Genomic DNA, 19,141 nt, shown 5'->3' on the forward strand with positions numbered 1-19,141 from the left:
AGTTTTCAGTCGGCAGAACAGCCTCTACTGGGTCAGTTTTCGGTCAGCGGCAACACCTGGTGCGTTTGAGCTGCCGCCCACTAATGTATTTGCCATCAAACTCGAAGCTGATGCCTTTCGGCTGGCCTTCTTCATTGAGTGTGAGGTGGATGTAGACCTTTTGCTTTCTTAGCAGCCTGGTGAACGTGAACATATCGCCATTGACCGCGTTGGTAGCCTCAATGGCCCCGGCAATTTTGGCGATCATGCGGTGTTTGAATGGCAGCTCGTCATCCTTCAAAGAGGCCTGGAGCTCTGCGTGTGTGATGGAGACGCCCCAGGTGTCCTTGGGCCTTGGAGCCTTCCACAGTCCGAACATATCTTCCAGGTCGGAGACAGAGTCCATGCTGATCGAACGCTCGTTGCTGTCCTTAACCATCGGGAATCCCTCGTCGAGAGAAATCCTGTTCGCAACGATATGGACGTGCTCGTGATCCTTGTCCCTGTGCATCACAGCAATGTATTTCGTATTTTCGTTGAAGCTGAGGTCATCTAAGTATTTGCGGACTGCCATGCGCCACTGTGGGCCTGTGAGTGACTCACCGGGACGAAGAGAGAGCATGGCGTGAAAGACCGGCTTTATCGCCTTCTCGGAGTCCAGAGACATGCGCCGAAGGATCTCCACCTGGTCGAATTCACGAACCATCTCAAGTACATCATCCTCTCTGCCTGCCAGGAGCGCCGGTAGTGGGTCGTTAGAAATGCAGTTTGAATCTATCGTGACGATCTGGCTGATCTCGTGGTCGTGCTTTGTGCAGCCGAAGATGTACCGAATTCTGCCTTTGAACGAACCTACTGACTTTGGGAAGATTTTTCCGATCATACAAGGCCACCCACATTGATCCTTGCGATGTGTTTAACCTTCTCAAGGAGCTGAGAGCCAGGCTTCTCCGCGTTGATCATTGAGGCCAAGCTCATCAATTCACGTGCGATATGAACCACGTCTGAGACAACCTTGGGCTTGACGCTATTGTTCGCCACGAAGTCCCTAATGAAGGCTCCTGCGGCCTTGTAGCCAGCCTCGGACATCTTGCTCTCAAGTGACTCCATCTCGGACTTACTCAGCCTTATAGTGATCCTGGTGTCCTTGTTTTGCTTCTCAATAGTTTTCATCTTGTCTCATCTTTTATTGTTATTTTAGGAGAGCCTTTAATACGCAACACCCGAAGGGGTGTGAGTAGCCGCTTAATTGTCTGACATAGACACAACTGGCTATAAACAAGCTCTAGACCTATTATACAAAAGGAGATTTAGATGGATCTAGTGAGTTTGTAAGTTATTTTGATTTGTTTGCTTGTATACCTAAACCTTCGCAAGGTGTGAATGCGAAATCGCAGCATGGGAGTGCGAAATTACTCTGGGTGAGTGCGGATTCGCTTTCATGCAGTGCGATTTCACAGTGAGCATAAGCGAAGTCACTATATATGAGTGCGACTTCGCAGTGAGTGCTTGCGAATTGGATTCTCTTGGTTAGAGCGTTAGGGCTCGGGTTGCGCTCGCAATGTGCGTTTCCCACCGCTTCAATAGTGGCCGACAGGTAATGTGATAAATTAGCCAGCATGCGTAGACGCACGATGGGTTAAAGCAATCACTTGCTGATGACTTTCCATGGGCCATTTCGTGCCTCAACATTGGCCCACCCTTAAGATTGAAAAGTAAATGCAGTATGTACGTTATGTCAACACCCAGCCTAGTCTCAAGCGCTTTCCTTTGGTTAGTATAGAGCTGGCTTAGCGACTGATCTTCTTGAGTAAGGTCGGAGTTGAGTTTTGCCGTGCTTGATCCATCATTAGCCAGTATGAAACGCAATGAGTTTTCAAGTTGAGGTACAAGAAGGTGGGCAGCTGATGTCATATCCCCTTGGATCATACGTGCGAACCCAAGTGCAAATATATGTTCGTGGCCGTAAGGTACGAAAGCGCTTTGAGTTACAATAGGTATCAGGTGCCGTTCATCTATTTGCTGGTGCCGAGCCATTGCGTGGAAAGCTGCTCTAATACTTCCTTCTGAAGCTACGTGGCAGTGAAAACTAACATCTGTCAAACTTTCATGATCAAACCATGTTTCCGATGGCGGCGATCCCTGCGGAGCTGAAGGGGAGTTAGCTATAACTTTTCCCTGAGAGTCAGTGAAGGCTTTACCTGCCATGGAGGAGAAAAAATATTGATCCCGTCTTTCTAGACATTTTTTGTGCAGTGCAATTTTCTGCGGCACGCTGTCAATTAGCGCTAGTTTGAGCAGCATTTCATGGACTTCTAAGTCTTCAAACTTCTCTCGTGTCAGGCGCCGTACATCCGAAAGATCAAGGGGCATGCTGAACTCGGCGAGATCATCAAGTGATTGATCTTCAAGTGTCAGAAGCTCCGCCCTCAACTTTAGGATTTCTTCAGCCATGCCCTTGATGGATCTGTACTCTCCGATTGCGAGCTTAGTCCAGTAGGCTTTTGCAGAAGACTGGCTAACGCTTTCTCTCATTCGAAGCGTTTGATCAACAGCAGAGATTTTACATCGTCGAGCCGAATCTTTATCTCCTAGTTTGGTATAAGCGTGAGCGGCAAGGCCCCAAATTTTTTTAACCGCTTCCGCATACTGCGTGTTGCTGTTCTGTAACGCGAGCGATTCGGCTTCACTAGCGATTAAGTTCCACTCGCTCAACTTATAACTTTGAGAAAGTAGGGAGAGGTCATTAAATGCGACAAGGTTGCTATTCTCTTTTGCTGTCTCTTGAGCTAGCAGGAGTGTGTCTCTGGCTATTTGAGGTATGGCATTGCGCTTGCCGATCAAGGCGTAGATCGAAAATGCCCTGTCAATAAGTTCAGTTATTTTTGAGGGTACTTTGAAATCTGATTCATACTGATGAAGTAGCTTTTTACTGAAAAAATCCTGCACGGCCAGGAGATAGGATTCGGTAGCAAGCATCGCAATCTCGTGCAGTTTCCTGTTCATATACCAGCAAACGTCTGCGATCCTAGCACGCAGCAAAGGGTGGTCAAACTTTCTGACAATTTGCACGAGAATCTTGAGTTGTTTCTCTACGAAATCGCTAGGTATCAGCGTTCTCTTTCCACCCATGATCATCTGCGGTGTGAAGGCATCTGCTCGGTCAGGGTTGAAATGATAGCTGCAGATAACCGCAAGTACGTTATATGCCCTGACCGCTGCCTCATCACTGCTTGCCTTGGCAGCTTGAGACGCTTCCTGGAAGGTGCTCTCTAGCGTGTGAAAATGCAGGGAGTTGCTCATGGCCAGGATCGCGGACGGGTCAATGTGCACAAAATCAGCCAACGTTGCTACATCCATCAGCGTTTGTTTTTCGCTTACTTCCTTATGTGCCACGTCCTAAACCCCCGCCATTTTAGTGGACTCAGCTTATCTCATATCACTGTGATGGCCACGACCCTGTGTTGGAGGTAGGCGAGACCTTTCCAGTCGGTAGTGCCACGGTTGGAGGCACTGGCGCACAGCGTAAAGTCCAATCGATCTGTCCAATATTTTCTGTGTCCGGGTACGAAGGTGGTATCGATGTCCGCACACAGAATGTACACGACCTTGGGATAGATCAATGAATTCAGACTTTGGTGATCCAATCCATCATCGGTGCGACGGAGAAGCGGCGGGAGAGCGGGGCGGGTGTGGCGGTGATTGGGGGCATTGGCGGTTCTGAGATGGGTGGGGCGTCCGGGTGGGCGCCCCGTTGTGACGTCAGGACGGTTGCGCATCCATACGTCGCGCAATGACATCCAGCACATCGCAGCCATCACGCAAGGGTATGCAGCAAAGCATTGCGAAGTCGCTGAGTATCACCGAGTCCGTGGTGATATCGCCGCGCATCGCGAGGTTTTCCAGGATCTGTGTTACCGCGCCAATTCGGTAGCGTGCGGTGCTAAGCAGTGAGTGCAGCGGTTGGGTGGTATTTACATACAGCGAGGGAAGGTCGTCGGCGTTGCTGGTTAAAGCCATAAATTCTTTCATGTGAAGCTCCATTAATTTGAGAAGAACTACTACTCAATCGTCGCCAAACGAATGGGTGGTAGCCGTACGCGGGTTGGCGAACCGGGCAATGGAGAAACCGGCAGACCCTAGGGTCTCCCGCGCACAGCCACCATAAAACAGGCAGCTAAGTGCGTTCCGAACGCTTCGAAAATAGTCGAAGGATTCAGTTCAATTGCCATCGAGTCGCCAAACCCGACACGCCATTTTGACGTTGGGTGGACTATAGGCCTCGTGACAAAAGCGCAGCAATGCGCAAGTGTACGGACAATTCCCAGAGTCGTGTAGGACGCTGCTCTTTTAACAGTTTGTCTGGGGAACCCCCCTTTTTGCCTCAAGCAATCAGTACCTGAACCAACGCTGTCGCCCAGCAAAGTTTCATAATTCCCGGCGGGCTTGCGGCATAGGATGACTACCTAAGGTCACCGCGCTTCCAACCCACAGGGAACTGAAAAATGATCTCGAAACTCTTCAAAGTCGCTTTGATCGCCGGTGCATTGCTATTGAGCGCCTGTTCGGGTGCAAGCACCCATAGCGAATATTCGGAAGCCACCCTGCCGTCTGCCGGTTTTGGTCCGGGGCCTACCAACAACCCCAATAAGATGAATTTCCATGGCAGTGCGCTCGGCAACAGCTTCGGCGAGTACAGTTCGGGGTTGTTGCACGACGATTAACGGCGGAAGTGTTTCCGCCGTTTTGCGTTTTGCGTTTTGCCTGATGTGCCGCGTGCTTTGGGTTGGCGACTGCTGCGCAGCCGGACGCAGGCTTGGGCGAGTCCATCCAATTACAGGGGTTGTGTTCGTGGCCGCTATTTGGGCTCGGGTGTCGCTATCCATTGGCCCAGAACTTTTTGGTAGTTGCCTGTGACTTTGGCCAGGTGCAACCACTGATCGACATACAACTTCCAGGTGATGTCATCCCGGGGCAGCAAGTAAGCCTTTTCGCCGTACTGCATGAATTGCTTCGGGTTCACCGCGCACAGACCGGGTTTTAGTTTCTGTTGATACAGCGCTTCCGATGCATCGGTGATCATCACGTCAGCCTTCTTGTCCAGCAGCTCCTGGAAGATGGTCACGTTGTCGTGAAGCCGTAATTGCGCCTTGGGTAGAAAGGCGTGGACAAAGGCTTCGTTGGTGCCGCCGGCCGGTTCGACCAAGCGAACCGAAGGCTGATTGATTTGCTCGACGGTCTGGTACATCGCTTGATCTTCGCAGCGCACCAGCGGGATTTTGCCGTCGACGTCCAGCGTGGTGCTGAAGAAGGCTTTTTTCTGGCGTTCCAGCGTGACCGAGATACCGCCGACGCCGATGTCGCATTTACCCGCGAGCATGTCGGGCATCAGGGTTTTCCAGGTGGTCTGCACCCACTCGACCTTGACGCCGAGGCTGTCGGCCAGCGAACGGGCCATGGCGATGTCGATGCCCGAGTATTCGCCGTCTTCGGCTTTGACGGTATAGGGTTTGTAGTCGCCCGTCGTACACACGCGCAGTTGGCCTTGTTGGATGACGTTGTCCAGATGCGATTGCTCTGCCTGGGCGCCAAACGATAGAGCGAGCAGGCCACCGAGCATCATTGTGCTTTTTAGGTTGTTCATTGTTTTCCGGCTTCCATGATGGAGTGGGGCAGAGAGTACTTACTTTCTGCTGCACCGCTCAACATCATCCTCGCCGGGGCGGACTCAGTGACAGCAGCAACTCGAACCGCCGCAGCCAGACTTTTTCTTTACGCCTTCATGCTTGTCTTCTGTCAGTACGCTTGCTGGATACCCTGCCTCCTTCAGTGCCGATAACAGAACATCGCTCTCTGCATCCCCGGTCACCTTGACCCGACCGGACGCCAGATCGACAGTCACTTCACCCACTCCGGCGAGCGGCTGTAACGCGGCGTTGATGTGTTTGACGCAACTCCCGCAGCTCATGCCTTCGACTTGCAGTTCAGTACTGTTCATTACGTAAACCTCTTTTACTGTGAGTGGCCGTTGGCGTGATGGCCGTGGAACGATGGTTGACCTTGCCACGATGGCAAGGTCAAGCGCTTCTTTAAAAACGTTAGTTGCTCATCGGCATCTTCATCATGCTCGACTGCTCATCCATCATTTTCATCATCATGCCCATCATCTGGTCTGAGCGGTCCTTGCCGCCGGACATGCCTTTGCCCATTCCCATGCCTTGGCAATGGTTGTGCATCATGCCCATGCCGTCCTTCATCGTGGCCATGCCTTCCTGCATGGAGGCCTGGCGTTCTACCGGGGTTTTGGCAGCGATCATTTTTTTGTGGGCCGCCTGCATTTTTTCCATCTGTTCGCCCATGGCCTTGTCTTGCGTGGTGGCGGTGGCCGCTGCGGTTGGCGGTGTGTCGGGGTGATGTTCTTCGACAGCTAGAGCAACCAATGGGCTACTGATGAGCAGTGCGGCGACGAGTGCTTTGAAGTGCATATGCATGGCAATCTCCAGTGAGTCAGGGACGTACAGGAAGTATTGGGCCGCGTTAACGAGGCGAAGCCAAAGGGGGGGCGGCCGGAGTTCCGGGCGCTCGGAGGACGGTTTTAATTGTTGAGCCGAACGAAGTGCAGGCGTGCTGGCGGCCACAGTGCGAGCACGTGGCGGATCAGCAGCGGTAGGTGAGTGCGGAACCAGAGCATAGTGTGTACCCGATTCGAGGGATTATCTTGAGCTTAGTCCCGAGCAAGAGGCCGTCATTGATCCATATCAAGTGATGCGCCTTTAAGTTACTCCGCGCTCATTTCCATCTCTGGACTCAACGTCCCCAACCAAGCCACCAACCCCACAATCAACACTGCCGCCACCAACTCCACGACCACGCTGCGCCGCAATGCATTCGCTGCTACCCGGTATTGCTTGTCCCGCAGCGACCGTTCCAACAGTGGCCCAAGGTGAAACCGATTCAACGCGGCGAGCACCAGCATCCCGGCAAACAGCGCGATTTTGATGGACAGCAAAATCCCGTAGGTACTGAGCAATACGTCATCGAGTTTAGGGCCGACGATGAACAGGTAGTTGACGATTCCCGTCACGGTGATCACGAGCACAATCACCGCGCCCACCCATTCAAATCGGCTGACAGCCCGAGCCAGCAATTTGATGCGTTCTTCGGTTTGCAGATCGTTGATCTTTGCCATCAAGGCAAGCGCGACCAGCGCACCGAGCCAGGCCGCCGAAGCCAGCAGATGCGAGATGTCAGTGATGAAATGCCAGAAACGACGATCACCTTCATCCATCGCCCCATGACCGCTCCAGGCCAGGCTGGCCAAGGCGATAGCGCCGGCAAAAGACGCAATCAGCAGACTGAATCCGGGCGCACGTTGATTGAGTATCACCGTCAAACTGGCGAAAACCAGCGCGATGATGCGCACGACCCAGGCCAATCCTACGTCTGTCTCAAACACCATCATCTCGATATGCGGACGCAGTTCGGCAAAGTCCGACTCACCGCTCATGGCGCTGGCCATCATCACCATGCTGGCAGCGGAAAGCAGCACACCCAGCACCGCCGTCCCCGCCACCATCGACCGATACGGCAGCGCCACCCCTGACACCCGTTCCCGTTCTTTCAGGCTGTACAGCCCAAACAGCGCCAGCCCGAACAACAGCATCAAATCCACATACAACCCAAAGCGCAGTGCAATGCTGACCAAGTCGCTCATTAATCACTTCACTTTGAAGGTGACGTTACCCGTGATCGGGTGAGTGTCCGACGACACCGCGCGCCATTCGACTTTGTAGCTGCCGGTAGGCAGTGGCGAAAGCGGTGTGATGACCATGGTTTTCGGATCGCTACCACCAGAGACTTTGGCTTTCATGGGCATCGGGGAGTGCGCCATGCCGGGCATTTCCGTCATGACCAGTTTTGCCCCGGAAAACTGGGTCATCAGGTTTTCTGAGAAGTGCAGCTCGATTTTGCCGGGTGCTGCGCCATCCGCACCTTCCGCCGGAGTGGAGGAGAGCAACTTCGGGTGCGCTTGAGCGAGCGCGCTCATGAGCAGCCCAATGGCAACAGCGGTCGTTTTAATCATGCGCATGCAAGGCCTCTTACCGCTTTAAGCGGTTGTTTTTTTGGTTGTTGAGTTATTGCGTTTAGAACCACAGGCGAACGCCGAGGACGAGGCGAGCTTCGCTGCGATCCTCACCTTCATCGTTCGCGTAGTCGGCGGTTTTGCCGTAGGTCCGGTTCCAGGTCACGCCGATGTAGGGCGCGACTTCCCGGCGGATTTCGTAGCGCAGCCGCAGGCCGGCTTCGGTATTGGACAACCCGGAGCCGATCCCCCGTTGTGGGTCGTTTTTGCCGTAGACATTGAGCTCGGCGGTCGGCTGCAGAATCAGTCGGTTGGTGAGCAGGATGTCGTAGTCGCCCTTAAGTCGTGCAGCGGTTTGGCCGCCTTCGCCGATGAAGGCGGTGGCTTCGGTTTCGAAGTTGTACAGCGCCATGCCTTGCACGCCAAACGCGGCCCAGGTTTGCGGGTCGCCAGGTTTGAAATCCTGACGAATGCCGGTCACCACGTCCCACGACGGGGAGATCGCGTGGCCCCATAGGGCCTGAATTTCGGCGTCTTTGGTTTTGCCGTTGGTGCGCTCACCTTCGGAACGCAGCCACAGGCGATCGATGTCGCCGCCAATCCAGCCGGAGAGATCCCAGGCCAGGGTGCTGCCGTTGTCAGCGTCCTGCCATTCGAGTTTGTCGGCGAGGAAGTAGTAGTTGAGCGTGGTGTCATGCACGCCGTGGCCGGTCGGGCTGGCGTACACAGCGGCGCGGTCGGCATCGGTCAGCGCCGGGATCGGCGTGCGGCTTTCGGTTGGCGCGGCGGGCTGCATCTGGCCCTCGTCCATGCTTTGCATTTGGCTATGGTCCATGCCCGGCATCTGGCTGTGATCCATGTTCTGCATGTCGTCGGTGGCGGCCATCGCCGAAGAGAGTGTCAGGCTCGCGGTCACGAGTGCCAATGAGATTGGAGTGAGTCTGGTCATGGGTAGGCGCCTCATTCTTCCACGCGAACTTCACGGAACATGCCCATTTCCATGTGGTACAGGAGATGGCAGTGATAGGCCCAACGGCCGAGCGCATCGGCGGTGACCCGATAGCTGCGTCGGGAGCCGGGCGGCATGTCGATGGTGTGTTTGCGCACCATGAACTCGCCGTTCTCGTCTTCGAGGTCGCTCCACATGCCGTGCAGATGGATGGGGTGAGTCATCATCGTGTCGTTGACCAGCACCACACGAACCCGCTCGCCATATTTGAGGCGCACAGGTTCGGCATCGGAGAACTTCACGCCGTTGAACGACCAGGCGAATTTCTCCATGTGGCCGGTGAGGTGCAGTTCGATCGTACGGCTGGGCTCGCGACCGTCCGGGTCTTCGAAGGTGCTGCGCAGGTCGGAATAGGTCAGGACGCGGCGGCCGTTGTTGCGCAGGCCCAGGCCGGGATCGTCGAGTTTCGGGGTGGTGGTCATGGCTTGCATGTCCACCAGCGGGTTGTCTTTTTCCGTCTCGGGATGGGACTGCATGCCGGGCATGGCCATGGCGCTGTGATCCATGCCCGCCATGCTGCCGTGATCCATCCCGCCCATGCCCATGTCATCCATGGTCACCAGCGGTCGAGGGTCCAGCGGCGGTACTGGCGCAGACAAGCCGACCTTTGCTACGAGGGTGCCGCGCGCATAGCCGGTTCTGTCCATCGATTGGGCGAAGAGGGTGTAAGCCACTTGCGTTGGCTCGACGATCACGTCGAACGTCTCCGCCACCGCGATGCGAAATTCATCGACGCTCACCGGTTTGACATGCAGGCCATCCGCAGCGACCACCGTCATTTTCAACCCGGGAATGCGCACGTCGAAATACGTCATGGCGGAACCATTGATGAAGCGCAGGCGCAATTTCTCGCCCGGACGGAACACGCCCGTCCAGTTCGAGTTCGGCGCCTGGCCGTTCATCAAGTAGGTGTAAGTCGCGCCGCTGACATCGGCCAGGTCCGTGGGATTCATCTTCATCTCGGCCCACATCTTTCGATCGACGACCGTGGAACCCCAACCTTTCTCGCTCACGTCGTGGATGAAATCACCCACGGTGCGCTTGTTGTAGTTGTAGTAATCCGATTGCTTTTTCAGCGTCTTCATCAGGTCGACGGCGTTTTCGTCGGTCCAGTCGGTCAGCATCACCACGTAGTCGCGGTCGTACTGGAAAGGCTCCGGTTCCTTCGCATCGATCACCAACGGCCCGTAAACGCCGGACTGTTCCTGTAAGCCTGAATGGCTGTGGTACCAGTAAGTGCCGTTCTGCCGAACCTTGAATTGATAGACGTACATCCCACCCGGTTCGATGCCGTGAAAGCTCAGCCCCGGCACACCGTCCATATTGGCCGGCAGTAAAATACCGTGCCAGTGAATGGAGGTGTCAGCGTTGAGTTTGTTCTTCACCCGCAATGTAACCGTGTCGCCTTCTCGCCAACGCAGCAGGGGGCCGGGAATGCCGCCGTTGATGGTCATCGCGGTGCGCGGGTTGCCGGTGATGTTGACCGGGGTTTCGCCGATGAACAGGTCGAAGTCGGTGCCCGCCAGCACCTGAGGCTCGCCAGGGCTGGTGACCGCCCAGACAGGCGTGCGCCATAACCCGAGGCCGCCGAGGAGCCCGCCCACGGCTAGCCCCTTCACGAAGGTGCGTCTTGATGTGTTGGAATGCATTCCGTTTTCCCGGTCCGTCAGCGTGGAGAGGTTGATGACTACGCTACCGGGCGATGCCTTTCAGCAGGCTGAGGCGAAGATTACAATTTTGACAGGTTCAAGCCGTATCTATTGGCGTGAATTGGGCGTTGACGCTGCGGCGACTGTGCCACCACCGCAATTGATATACGAAGATGACTTCAACCAGCGTTGATCCGGATAGTAAGAAAACAACAACTGCCCATCTTTCATCGAATCAATCAACTTATGCGCAATCGCCGGCCGTACAGCTGGACACCCCAGGCTTCTACCGATCCGGCCATTGGCTCGGGCAAGAACCGGACTGACATAGGGCGCCCCGTGAATAACGATCGCCCGCTCAAATGCGTTGTCATTGAAACCTGGCTCCAGTCCCTCCATGCGCAAGGAATAACCGTTCTGCCCGACATAACTCGATTGGGTGCGGTACAAACCAAGGCTGGTGGCAAAGCTCTCATTCTGGTTGGAGAACTTGACCGCCATGTTCTCGCCGCTGTTGCGACCATGGGCAACCAGTTCATGGAACAGTAATTTACGTTTCTTCAGATCGAACACCCACAACCGTTGTTCGGTCGAAGGCAGTGAGTAATCGATGATGGCCAGTCTTTGGACAGGTGCTTTACCTTGGGCCAAGCTGCATTGGGTAGCGCGTACGGCCAGCCCGATGACTTTGGCGTTGGCGCTTGGTGCTGCTTTGAGCAGCGCGGCTTCAAGCGAATCGGCGTAGGCTGCCGGTACCGAAACTAACGTCAGCAGCAGGGCCGTGAATAGGAAATCAAAGCGGTCTAGCGCCATATGTAAGTCTCACATTAATGTTTCGAGTCTAGCAGTGTGCAGGATGCTAGCCGTTGAATACGGGGCGATTAAGGATTATCCATGGGGCAGTTAACAAGATTATTCGTCATAAGCCGCATCTTTTTTATGGGCTTTCTGATCAGCGGCGCAGCGATTGCAGAAACTTCGCCGATTGAGGCGGTATCTGCAGTTATTAGCAGGACTGGCGCTGCACCTGACGATTTCGTCGCTCAAACGATTCAGGTGGCACTGGAGCCATTGAGTTCAGCTTTTCCACCCTTGCTCACTTCCCGTGGCTATCAACGGGTGGATCCGAGTCGCGTGGTCATGGATTTTTACATGCATCGTGGTTATCGCTCGGCCTGGGCGAACGACAGCGATGTCATCCAGTTATTGAAAAGCCTGAGCGAGACCCAGGCCGATGGTTTGGACCCTGCGGACTTTCATATTGATGAGTTGGCGAACGCCAGAGCGTCGATGCAGGCAGCAGAGCCGACGGTGGCGCAACGGGCGGCGTTTGATATCGCGGCGACCCGGACCTTTATCACGGCGCTGCTGCAATTACGGCGCGGCAAGGTTGACCCTTCGCGTCTGGACATCCATTGGAATTTCGACCCTGTGGGCGCCGATCCTCGTGGAGACATGAATAACTTGTTCGCCGCGCTCGATGCTCATGACGTGGCGCGCGCTTTCGCCGAAGCACCGCCACAAGAGGCGGTTTACCGCAGCCTGCGCGTAGGTCTGGCGCAACTGCGTAAGGTTCGGGACGCTGGCGGCTGGCCGAAGATTGCCGAAGGGCAATCGCTCAAGCCAGGCATGGATGACGCCTTTGTCGCGCAGTTGCGAGCACGGCTAGTGGTGGGGGGGTATCTTGCCCCATCAAATAAGCAACGCACTGATTACGACGACAGCGTCGCCGCGGCGGTGAAAAAGTATCAAGCCGAGCAATACCTGGGGGCGGATGGCGTGGCGGGGGCCGCGACACTGGCTGCGTTGAATGTGCCCGTAGAGGCGCGGATAGACCAGGTTCGGGTGAACATGGAGCGCGCGCGTTGGTTGCTGTACAAACTTCAGGGCACTTTTGTCATCGTTGATATTGCGGGTTACAAGGTGGCGCTTTATCGCGACGGTAAGGCGATATGGCGTTCCCGGGTTCAAGTCGGCAAGCCGTTTCGCAGTACGCCTGTGTTTCAAGCCGAGATCACTTATGTAACCTTCAACCCCACCTGGACCGTGCCACCGACGATCCTCGTCAAAGACATGCTACCCAAGATTCAAAGAGATCCCGGCTACCTAGCCGCTAACCGTATAAGAGCCCTTGATCGAGAGGGGAATGTGCTCGATCCGTCGACCGTCGACTGGGGTAACGCGCGCGGCATCACGCTGCGACAGGATGCCGGGCCGGATAATTCGCTGGGGCAGGTGGTCATTAGGTTTCCCAATGACTATTCGATTTACCTCCACGACACGCCGCATCGCGAGTTGTTTGCGCAATCGCGCCGTGCCACCAGTTCAGGCTGCATACGGGTGGAGAACCCGTTGCAGTTGGTAGAGCTGCTGTTCAACGACCCGGTGCGTTGGAACAGCGCCGGGATACAGGCTCAACTGGCGAACGGCAAGACCGAAAACATCAGGCTTCCCGTCAAGGTGCCGGTGCTGTTGGCTTACTGGACGGTGGACCTGAGTAACGATGGTCGAGTGATATTCAAACCCGATGTCTACGGGTACGACTCCTCGGTACTACGGGGGTTGAACCTGCCTTCGGAGCTACCCATTCTGGATGTGCGACGAGCAGGAACTTCTTCTGTCGCGACGGGGCAAAACCGGCAATGGCCGTAAAGGAAGCGGTACTTGCTATCCATAAGTAACGGGCAGGTCATCGATGCACCAATGATGCAAGTGTTCTGCGTCTACCTTTGCGCTCCGTCGCAGATTCAGGGGTTGGCTAAGCCAAAAGGTTGGCTCACCCGTTGAAAACTATCACAATGCAAAACTAGTCACTGATCATCGATGTGAATGGATAGGAGATTGAAGATGGATGTTGCGCAAAAAAAAATCGTCACTCATCACGGGTATGCTTGATGTGCATGACCTTGATGAGTGCCGCAACATCAAAAAAGGTGCCGTGTTTATCGTCGCCTCGGGGGCGTCCGCTAAAGATTTTCCACTGGAAAAGTTTGCAGACGTTCCGATGATCACGATGAACGGTGCCATTTCCATGTTCTCCGGGACGGGTATCAAGCCGTTCTTTTATGCCTGTACGGATCAAGGCTTTTCCCGACAGCAACCCGAATTGTTTTCAGAGGCCATGCGCATCAGTCAGCGGGTTGCATTGTGGGAGGAGCACATCTGGCATACGACGGTAGCGCCTGAGGGCGAACTGTATTTACTCGGCCGAGCACCCAAACTCTCCTGGACGGACCTGGTTTTCAGGGCTGATAAAGAGCTCGTCAGAAGTCGCAAGCTCGGAAATGGCCGCAATAGAACCCTCGGTTTCAGCAAGAACCTTAAACGCGGCTTTTTTGATGCTCGTACGGTGGCCTATCTGGCTGTGCAGATTGCCTATCACGTGGGCTTTACCAAGGTGTTTCTGGTAGGCGTCGACTTGAATCAGTCGGTGAGCCGTTTTTACGAAGGGACCGACACATTAGCGTCGCCATGCCTGCTCGATCAGCATTTTTATACGAGAATCCTGCCGTCGTTCGAGATATTGTCGAGGTACGTCGTGGATGATGATTTTCAGGTCTACAACCTGTCCAGTGATTCAAGGATTCCAGGTGAACTTATTCCCCGAGTGACGCTGGATGAGATCGACAAGATGATCTAAAGATTGTTCGTGCTTTACAGAAATGGGCGCCTTCGGGACGCCCATTTTTTTGTTCGCAATTTATCGACCGTCAACCGCTCGGCACCTGCGTCGGATCGGCAAATAAGTGTCGCCTAAGCTTTGATTTATCCGGACATTCTTCCGGTACTTACAAGGAAGGTGTGGCATGACTTTATTAAAGTTCGGCGCGTCGATCCTGATGGTCTGTCTGGCAGGCTGCGCAACCAGCAATAGCTATGAACCTCCACCGGTTCCGGCCTCAGCGATGACGCTAGACGATGGGCAAATTCATAGCACGCTAGTGGGTAAGAAGTTTTATGGAACCACCCGGCAGGGCAGTCACCCCTACTCGATCAGTTTTTTACCCAATGATATTGATGTGTTCGAGATGGCGCCCAACGCGCCGGAAAAAGAACGATGGACTCTGAAAGACGGTGTTGTTTGCGTCATACCTAATGGATACCCAACCGAATGCAGCCAAGTGAAGGTTGCCAATAATGAGTACTGGTTCGTTGACCCAAAGAATGGGAGAGTCAACGCACACCTGAAGCTAGCGCCTTGATGGTGATTCTCGTGAAGGAATGGGCGTTCGTGGTATGCCCATTCTTTGTGATCATGCCTGGCACAGCTCGTTGCGCAAAAACTCCACCAACGCCCGTTGTAATCCGGTCAGCGCGCCCTCCCGGCTGATCAGCGCCAACTCCGTCGGCGGCAATTCGGGCAGGTCGTGCCCTTGTTCACATCCCTTGGCTGGTAAACACGGAGTCGCCATGGCACACACCCTTGCAGGCAGTTCCCGTCCCTCGCGTTACGCCGATCTGAGTCTCGAATCGGAGGCCGCCATCACCGCTCGCACGGAATTGGCGGCGTGCCTTCAATTGGCGGCGCTGCACGGTTTGGAGGAGGGCATCTGTAACCATTTTTCCGCCATGGTGCCGGGGCGGGACGATCTGTATTACCTGGAACGTGCCGCCCAAGTGCAGTTGATGGCGATGGCGACCCCGCGCGAACTCAAGCCAGTGCCCCATGAGATTGTCCTGCGGGCCAATGAACAAACGCGCCAGGGGGATGCCGAAAGTGCTCGGGCGCATTCGCACAGTGCAATGCGGCGGCTAGCCAAAGGGCATTTGCCCCATACCCCTCCGTAGACTAAGCTCACAAAAAATAAGGGTTTTGGGGTGTTGCCCATGCCTTACCCTTACAGGACGAGCTTTTGCCTATCCCTCTTCACGATCCGCTCAACGCCACCGGCGTCACGTTGAAACGGTTACCTCTGCGCAAAGCAGCGGTACTGTTTATTGCGGTCGTGTGCCTGAGCCTGTGCGGTTTGCTGTACCTGCAACTGGATCAGTCGCGCCGACATGACCTGGCATTGGCGCAAGTGGCGTCATCAAACCTGACGCGGGCCATGGCGCAGCAGGCCGAAGACACTTTCATGCAAGCCGATCTGGTGCTGGCCAGTCTGACCGACTGGATTCAGACTGACGGTTTCGGTGCGCCCCAAAAGGCTCGCTTGCAGAAAGTGTTCGCCCGGCGGGTGCAGGCGCTGAATCAATTGCACGGGATATTTCTGTTCGACCAGAAGGGGCAGTGGGTCGTTACCTCTTTCGACGAACTGCCACGCGGACCAGGTGTGGGGGATCGCGATTATTTCAAGTTCCACCAGCAGAACGTCTCCTCCCAGGCACACATCGGAGCGGCGATTCGCAGTCGGGAAAATGGCGAGTGGATCATCCCGATATCCAAACGTGTGAATGACAAAAATGGCAATTTCCAGGGCGTCTTGTTGGCCGGTATCAAGATGGCGTACTTCGATCAGTTCTTCAAAAGCTTCAGCATTGATGACAACGGTTCGATGTTTTTGGGACTGACCGACGGAACGCTGCTGGCGCGACGGCCGTTTGTGGAATCGCTGATTGGCACATCACTGGCCAGGAGCGAGATTTTCGAGAAATTTCTGCCCAACGCGCCTTCCGGTAACGCGATGTTCCGCTCGCTGGTCGATGGTGTTGTGCGGTTGTATGGCTACCGTCAGCTCGACACTTATCCGCTGGTCGTGTCGGCCGCCTCGTCCAGGGATTCGATTCTCAAGGATTGGTACGACACGGCATTTCGCTCCTCAGTCATCGTTGCCCTGGTGGTGTTGGGCGTGGGGCTGTTCGGTTGGATGTTCCTTTATCAGGTGCGTGTCGGCGAACAGGTCGAGGCGGATTTGCGCAAGGCAAAGGAAGCGCTGAAGCTGATCGCGACCCACGACAGCCTGACCGGCCTGGGCAATCGCCGGTTGTTCGAGGGGGCGCTGGATATCGAGTTCGGCCGAGGTGCCCGGCAGTCGAGTTCGCTGAGCCTGATCATGCTCGATATCGATTATTTCAAGCGCTACAACGACGCTTACGGCCACGTGGCGGGGGATCATTGCCTGGCTGAAGTGGCGCGGGCGCTGAAGGGGTGCTGCCATCGAAAAGCCGATTTGGCCGTGCGGTACGGCGGTGAGGAGTTTGCGGTATTGCTGCCCGACACCGACATTCACGGTGCGATGGTGATTGCCGAGCAGATCCGCCGCAGCGTCATGGACAAGAACATCATCCACAGCGGTTCACCCTCGGGCTTCGTGACGGTCAGTCTGGGTTGTTATTCGTTTGTGCCGACGGGGCGGGACAGCATGGAAGTGTTTATCGAACGTGCGGATGCGGCGCTGTATCAAGCCAAGCATTCGGGGCGAAACCGCTCGGCGGTGCTGTCGATGGAGGGCGGTGTCGAGGCACTGCTGCGTTCGGATCGTTGAGGTGTCTCTCGATGGTGTTTCACCCGCGCAACAACTCTGCCAGCCGGCTGTCTGCCTGTCAGATCCTCTTCAATTGATCGTCTAGAGTTGCGGTAACGCTGCCGATCCCGGCAGGTCTCCCCCACCGCACGGATGATCGTCAGAATGTTGATTACTCAAGCATTGACAGCCGTTGCTCTAACCGTTGCAGCCTGCGCCATCTTTCCGCTCGCGAGCCACGCTCAATCGAAAGTCACAGCCGAAGAAGCACACGCCATCGGTGTGGATGCCTATGTGTATTTTTATCCGCTGTTGACCATGGACATCACCCGCAAACAATTCACCAACATCGAGTCGGGCAAGGAATTCGGTAAAGGTCCGATGAATATGTTTGTCAGCGTGCCGCAGTATCCACCTGCCGATTTCAAAGGGGTGGTGCGCTCGAACTTCGACACCTTGTATTCCATTGCCTGGCTGGACTTGACCAAAGAACCGCTGGTGATTGCAGCGCCCGATACGGCCGGGCGTTTTTACCTGCTGCCGATGCTCGACATGTGGACCGATGTGTTCGCCTCACCGGGCTGGCGCACCACGGGCACCCAAGCGGGGCAGTTTCTGGTGACACCACCGGGCTGGACCGGGACGGTGCCTGCCGGACTGAACCATCTGCCGGCGCCCACGCCCTTTGTCTGGGTCATTGGCCGCACCAAGACCGACGGCGCTGCGGACTACGCGGTGGTGCACAAGATTCAGGCCGGCTACACAGTGACGCCGTTGTCCCGCCTGGGCAAAAGCCCTGAGCCGGTCAGCGTGAACGTCGACCCGGCCGTGGACATGACGACCCCGCCGAAGATCCAGGTCGACACAATGTCGGCAGCCAACTACTTTGCCTACGCCGCCGAACTGCTCAAAGTGCACCCCGCGCACATCACTGATCAGCCGATCCTGGCGCAGATGAAGCGTATCGGTATCGAACCCGGAAAATCGTTCGACATGGATGCGCTGGACCCTGAAATCAAAGCAGCGCTTCAGACCGTGCCCGAGGACGCGCAGACGCTGATGACGTGGAAGGTGCCAACCCTCGCTCGCGTGGTCAACGGCTGGTCGATGAACACCGACACCATGGGCGTCTACGGCAACTACTACCTCAAGCGAGCGATCGTCACGCAACTCGGGCTCGGCGCCAACTTGCCCGAAGATGCGATTTATCCGCTGAACATCGGCGATGTCGAAGGCAAGCCACTCGATGGAGCGAACAAGTACGTGCTGCATTTCGACAAGGGTGAAATGCCGCCGGTAAACGCTTTCTGGTCGATCACCTTGTACGACCCTGAAGGATTCCAGGTCGGTAATGCGCTCAACCGTTTTGCATTCAGTAGTTGGATGCCGTTCAAGACGAACGCCGACGGTTCGCTGGACATCTACTTCCAACACGAAAACCCGGGCAAGGACCTTGAAGCCAATTGGCTGCCGGCGCCGAAGGGCGGGTTCAACCTGACCATGCGTTTGTATGGGCCCAAGCCCGAGGTACTGAACGGCAAGTGGAATCCGCCGCCGGTCAAACGAGCCTAGTAGCGGGTATCAGACCAAAAAGCAGCCGCCGATTATCGGCTGCTTTTACGCGTCCAGCTGCCCGTCCCGCCGCCGGCGCCGCCCGTTCCACCACCCGCCGCGCCCGTGCCACCCCCCGCGCCAGAGCCGCTGTTCCCGGCATTGCCACCATTTCCGCCACCCGACGAGCCCGATCCGCTATTGCCGCCGTTAGCGTTATGGTCGCTCGAGGGTTGGCCAGGGTTATTGTTGGGCGCAATTATCGAGCCGCCGATTGAACCCGATTGGGTACCGGTCGCATCAGCGCCATCGCCTGAGGCTTTAAAAATGCCGACGGACATGGCGGACAGCACTCCAGCCAGTAATAGCGAAGTCATTTTGATGGTCATCATGGTGCGTCTCCTAGATGAGTCGTTACCTGATGTTGGTGTGAAGGGCAGTACAGTGCCGACATCGCGGCCGTCCA

21 protein-coding genes are annotated in these 19,141 nt (G+C 55.6%); 7 read left to right on the top strand and 14 right to left on the bottom strand.

Features of this window, described 5'->3' with window-relative positions; translation table 11 throughout:
* Positions 1-43 precede the first annotated feature (43 nt).
* The 4 genes from MO767_RS18090 to MO767_RS18105 form a co-directional block, all read right to left on the bottom strand.
* Positions 44-862 carry a relaxase/mobilization nuclease domain-containing protein gene (locus MO767_RS18090; RefSeq protein ID WP_282481606.1) on the bottom strand — a complete coding sequence of 273 codons (819 nt, stop codon included), beginning with the start codon at positions 860-862 and terminating at the stop codon, positions 44-46.
* Positions 859-1,152, bottom strand: a complete 294-nt coding sequence (locus tag MO767_RS18095; RefSeq protein ID WP_282481607.1) for a hypothetical protein — start codon at positions 1,150-1,152, stop codon at positions 859-861. The genes MO767_RS18090 and MO767_RS18095 overlap by 4 nt, the downstream gene beginning before the upstream one ends.
* A gap of 357 nt (positions 1,153-1,509) precedes the next feature.
* Complete coding sequence (locus tag MO767_RS18100) at positions 1,510-3,375, bottom strand: hypothetical protein (protein ID WP_282481608.1); 1,866 nt, start codon at positions 3,373-3,375, stop codon at positions 1,510-1,512.
* 366 nt (positions 3,376-3,741) lie between these two features.
* Entirely contained in the window at positions 3,742-4,011 is a 270-nt protein-coding gene (locus tag MO767_RS18105) for a short-chain dehydrogenase (RefSeq protein ID WP_149417122.1), read from the bottom strand.
* A 473-nt stretch (positions 4,012-4,484) separates the two neighbouring features.
* Between MO767_RS18105 and MO767_RS18110 the strand changes: the two genes are divergently transcribed.
* Positions 4,485-4,703, top strand: coding sequence for a hypothetical protein (locus MO767_RS18110; RefSeq protein ID WP_282481609.1), 219 nt, complete (start codon positions 4,485-4,487; stop codon positions 4,701-4,703).
* A gap of 134 nt (positions 4,704-4,837) precedes the next feature.
* Here MO767_RS18110 and MO767_RS18115 read toward each other — a convergent pair whose 3' ends face one another.
* The 8 genes from MO767_RS18115 to MO767_RS18150 form a co-directional block, all read right to left on the bottom strand.
* The gene (locus MO767_RS18115) at positions 4,838-5,623 is read right to left on the bottom strand and encodes a transporter substrate-binding domain-containing protein (protein ID WP_282481610.1); all 786 of its coding nucleotides are present in this window, start codon (positions 5,621-5,623) and stop codon (positions 4,838-4,840) included.
* Positions 5,624-5,707: 84 nt separating this feature from the next.
* Positions 5,708-5,977 carry a heavy metal-associated domain-containing protein gene (locus MO767_RS18120; protein ID WP_282481611.1) on the bottom strand — a complete coding sequence of 90 codons (270 nt, stop codon included), beginning with the start codon at positions 5,975-5,977 and terminating at the stop codon, positions 5,708-5,710.
* Positions 5,978-6,077: 100 nt separating this feature from the next.
* Complete coding sequence (locus MO767_RS18125) at positions 6,078-6,470, bottom strand: hypothetical protein (protein ID WP_282481612.1); 393 nt, start codon at positions 6,468-6,470, stop codon at positions 6,078-6,080.
* Between the two features lie 287 nt (positions 6,471-6,757).
* Positions 6,758-7,693, bottom strand: coding sequence for a copper homeostasis membrane protein CopD (gene copD, locus MO767_RS18130; protein WP_282481613.1), 936 nt, complete (start codon positions 7,691-7,693; stop codon positions 6,758-6,760).
* A gap of 3 nt (positions 7,694-7,696) precedes the next feature.
* Positions 7,697-8,068, bottom strand: a complete 372-nt coding sequence (gene copC / locus MO767_RS18135; RefSeq protein WP_282481614.1) for a copper homeostasis periplasmic binding protein CopC — start codon at positions 8,066-8,068, stop codon at positions 7,697-7,699.
* 55 nt (positions 8,069-8,123) lie between these two features.
* Positions 8,124-9,011, bottom strand: coding sequence for a copper resistance protein B (locus MO767_RS18140; protein ID WP_282481615.1), 888 nt, complete (start codon positions 9,009-9,011; stop codon positions 8,124-8,126).
* 11 nt (positions 9,012-9,022) lie between these two features.
* Positions 9,023-10,720 carry a copper resistance system multicopper oxidase gene (locus tag MO767_RS18145; protein WP_282481616.1) on the bottom strand — a complete coding sequence of 566 codons (1,698 nt, stop codon included), beginning with the start codon at positions 10,718-10,720 and terminating at the stop codon, positions 9,023-9,025.
* Positions 10,721-10,828: 108 nt separating this feature from the next.
* Positions 10,829-11,533, bottom strand: coding sequence for a murein L,D-transpeptidase catalytic domain family protein (locus MO767_RS18150; protein WP_282481617.1), 705 nt, complete (start codon positions 11,531-11,533; stop codon positions 10,829-10,831).
* 81 nt (positions 11,534-11,614) lie between these two features.
* On the opposite strand from MO767_RS18150, the gene MO767_RS18155 reads away from it, so the two are divergent.
* From MO767_RS18155 to MO767_RS18165, 3 genes are all read left to right on the top strand, one after another.
* Positions 11,615-13,372 (top strand): L,D-transpeptidase family protein, encoded by a 1,758-nt coding sequence (locus MO767_RS18155; RefSeq protein WP_282481618.1) that lies wholly within the window; start codon positions 11,615-11,617, stop codon positions 13,370-13,372.
* Positions 13,373-13,571: 199 nt separating this feature from the next.
* On the top strand, positions 13,572-14,360 hold the full coding sequence (locus tag MO767_RS18160; protein ID WP_282481619.1) for a lipopolysaccharide biosynthesis protein: 789 nt from the start codon (positions 13,572-13,574) through the stop codon (positions 14,358-14,360).
* 166 nt (positions 14,361-14,526) lie between these two features.
* Positions 14,527-14,922: a hypothetical protein gene (locus MO767_RS18165; protein WP_282481620.1), complete on the top strand. Its 396-nt coding sequence runs from the start codon at positions 14,527-14,529 to the stop codon at positions 14,920-14,922.
* 51 nt (positions 14,923-14,973) lie between these two features.
* Here MO767_RS18165 and MO767_RS18170 read toward each other — a convergent pair whose 3' ends face one another.
* Positions 14,974-15,132: a hypothetical protein gene (locus MO767_RS18170; RefSeq protein WP_282481621.1), complete on the bottom strand. Its 159-nt coding sequence runs from the start codon at positions 15,130-15,132 to the stop codon at positions 14,974-14,976.
* Between MO767_RS18170 and MO767_RS18175 the strand changes: the two genes are divergently transcribed.
* The 3 genes from MO767_RS18175 (at position 15,131) to MO767_RS18185 (ending at position 18,696) form a co-directional block, all read left to right on the top strand.
* Positions 15,131-15,508 (top strand): hypothetical protein, encoded by a 378-nt coding sequence (locus MO767_RS18175; RefSeq protein ID WP_282481622.1) that lies wholly within the window; start codon positions 15,131-15,133, stop codon positions 15,506-15,508. The two genes, MO767_RS18170 and MO767_RS18175, sit on opposite strands and share 2 nt — an antisense overlap.
* A gap of 65 nt (positions 15,509-15,573) precedes the next feature.
* A complete protein-coding gene (locus MO767_RS18180; RefSeq protein ID WP_282481623.1) occupies positions 15,574-17,145 on the top strand; it encodes a GGDEF domain-containing protein in 1,572 nt (523 codons plus the stop codon).
* Between the two features lie 144 nt (positions 17,146-17,289).
* Positions 17,290-18,696: a DUF1254 domain-containing protein gene (locus MO767_RS18185; protein ID WP_282481624.1), complete on the top strand. Its 1,407-nt coding sequence runs from the start codon at positions 17,290-17,292 to the stop codon at positions 18,694-18,696.
* 32 nt (positions 18,697-18,728) lie between these two features.
* Here MO767_RS18185 and MO767_RS18190 read toward each other — a convergent pair whose 3' ends face one another.
* Positions 18,729-19,067, bottom strand: a complete 339-nt coding sequence (locus MO767_RS18190; RefSeq protein ID WP_282481625.1) for a hypothetical protein — start codon at positions 19,065-19,067, stop codon at positions 18,729-18,731.
* Positions 19,068-19,141: the final 74 nt, after the last annotated feature.

Source organism: Pseudomonas sp. UYIF39, from assembly GCF_029963765.1.
GTDB lineage: Bacteria > Pseudomonadota > Gammaproteobacteria > Pseudomonadales > Pseudomonadaceae > Aquipseudomonas.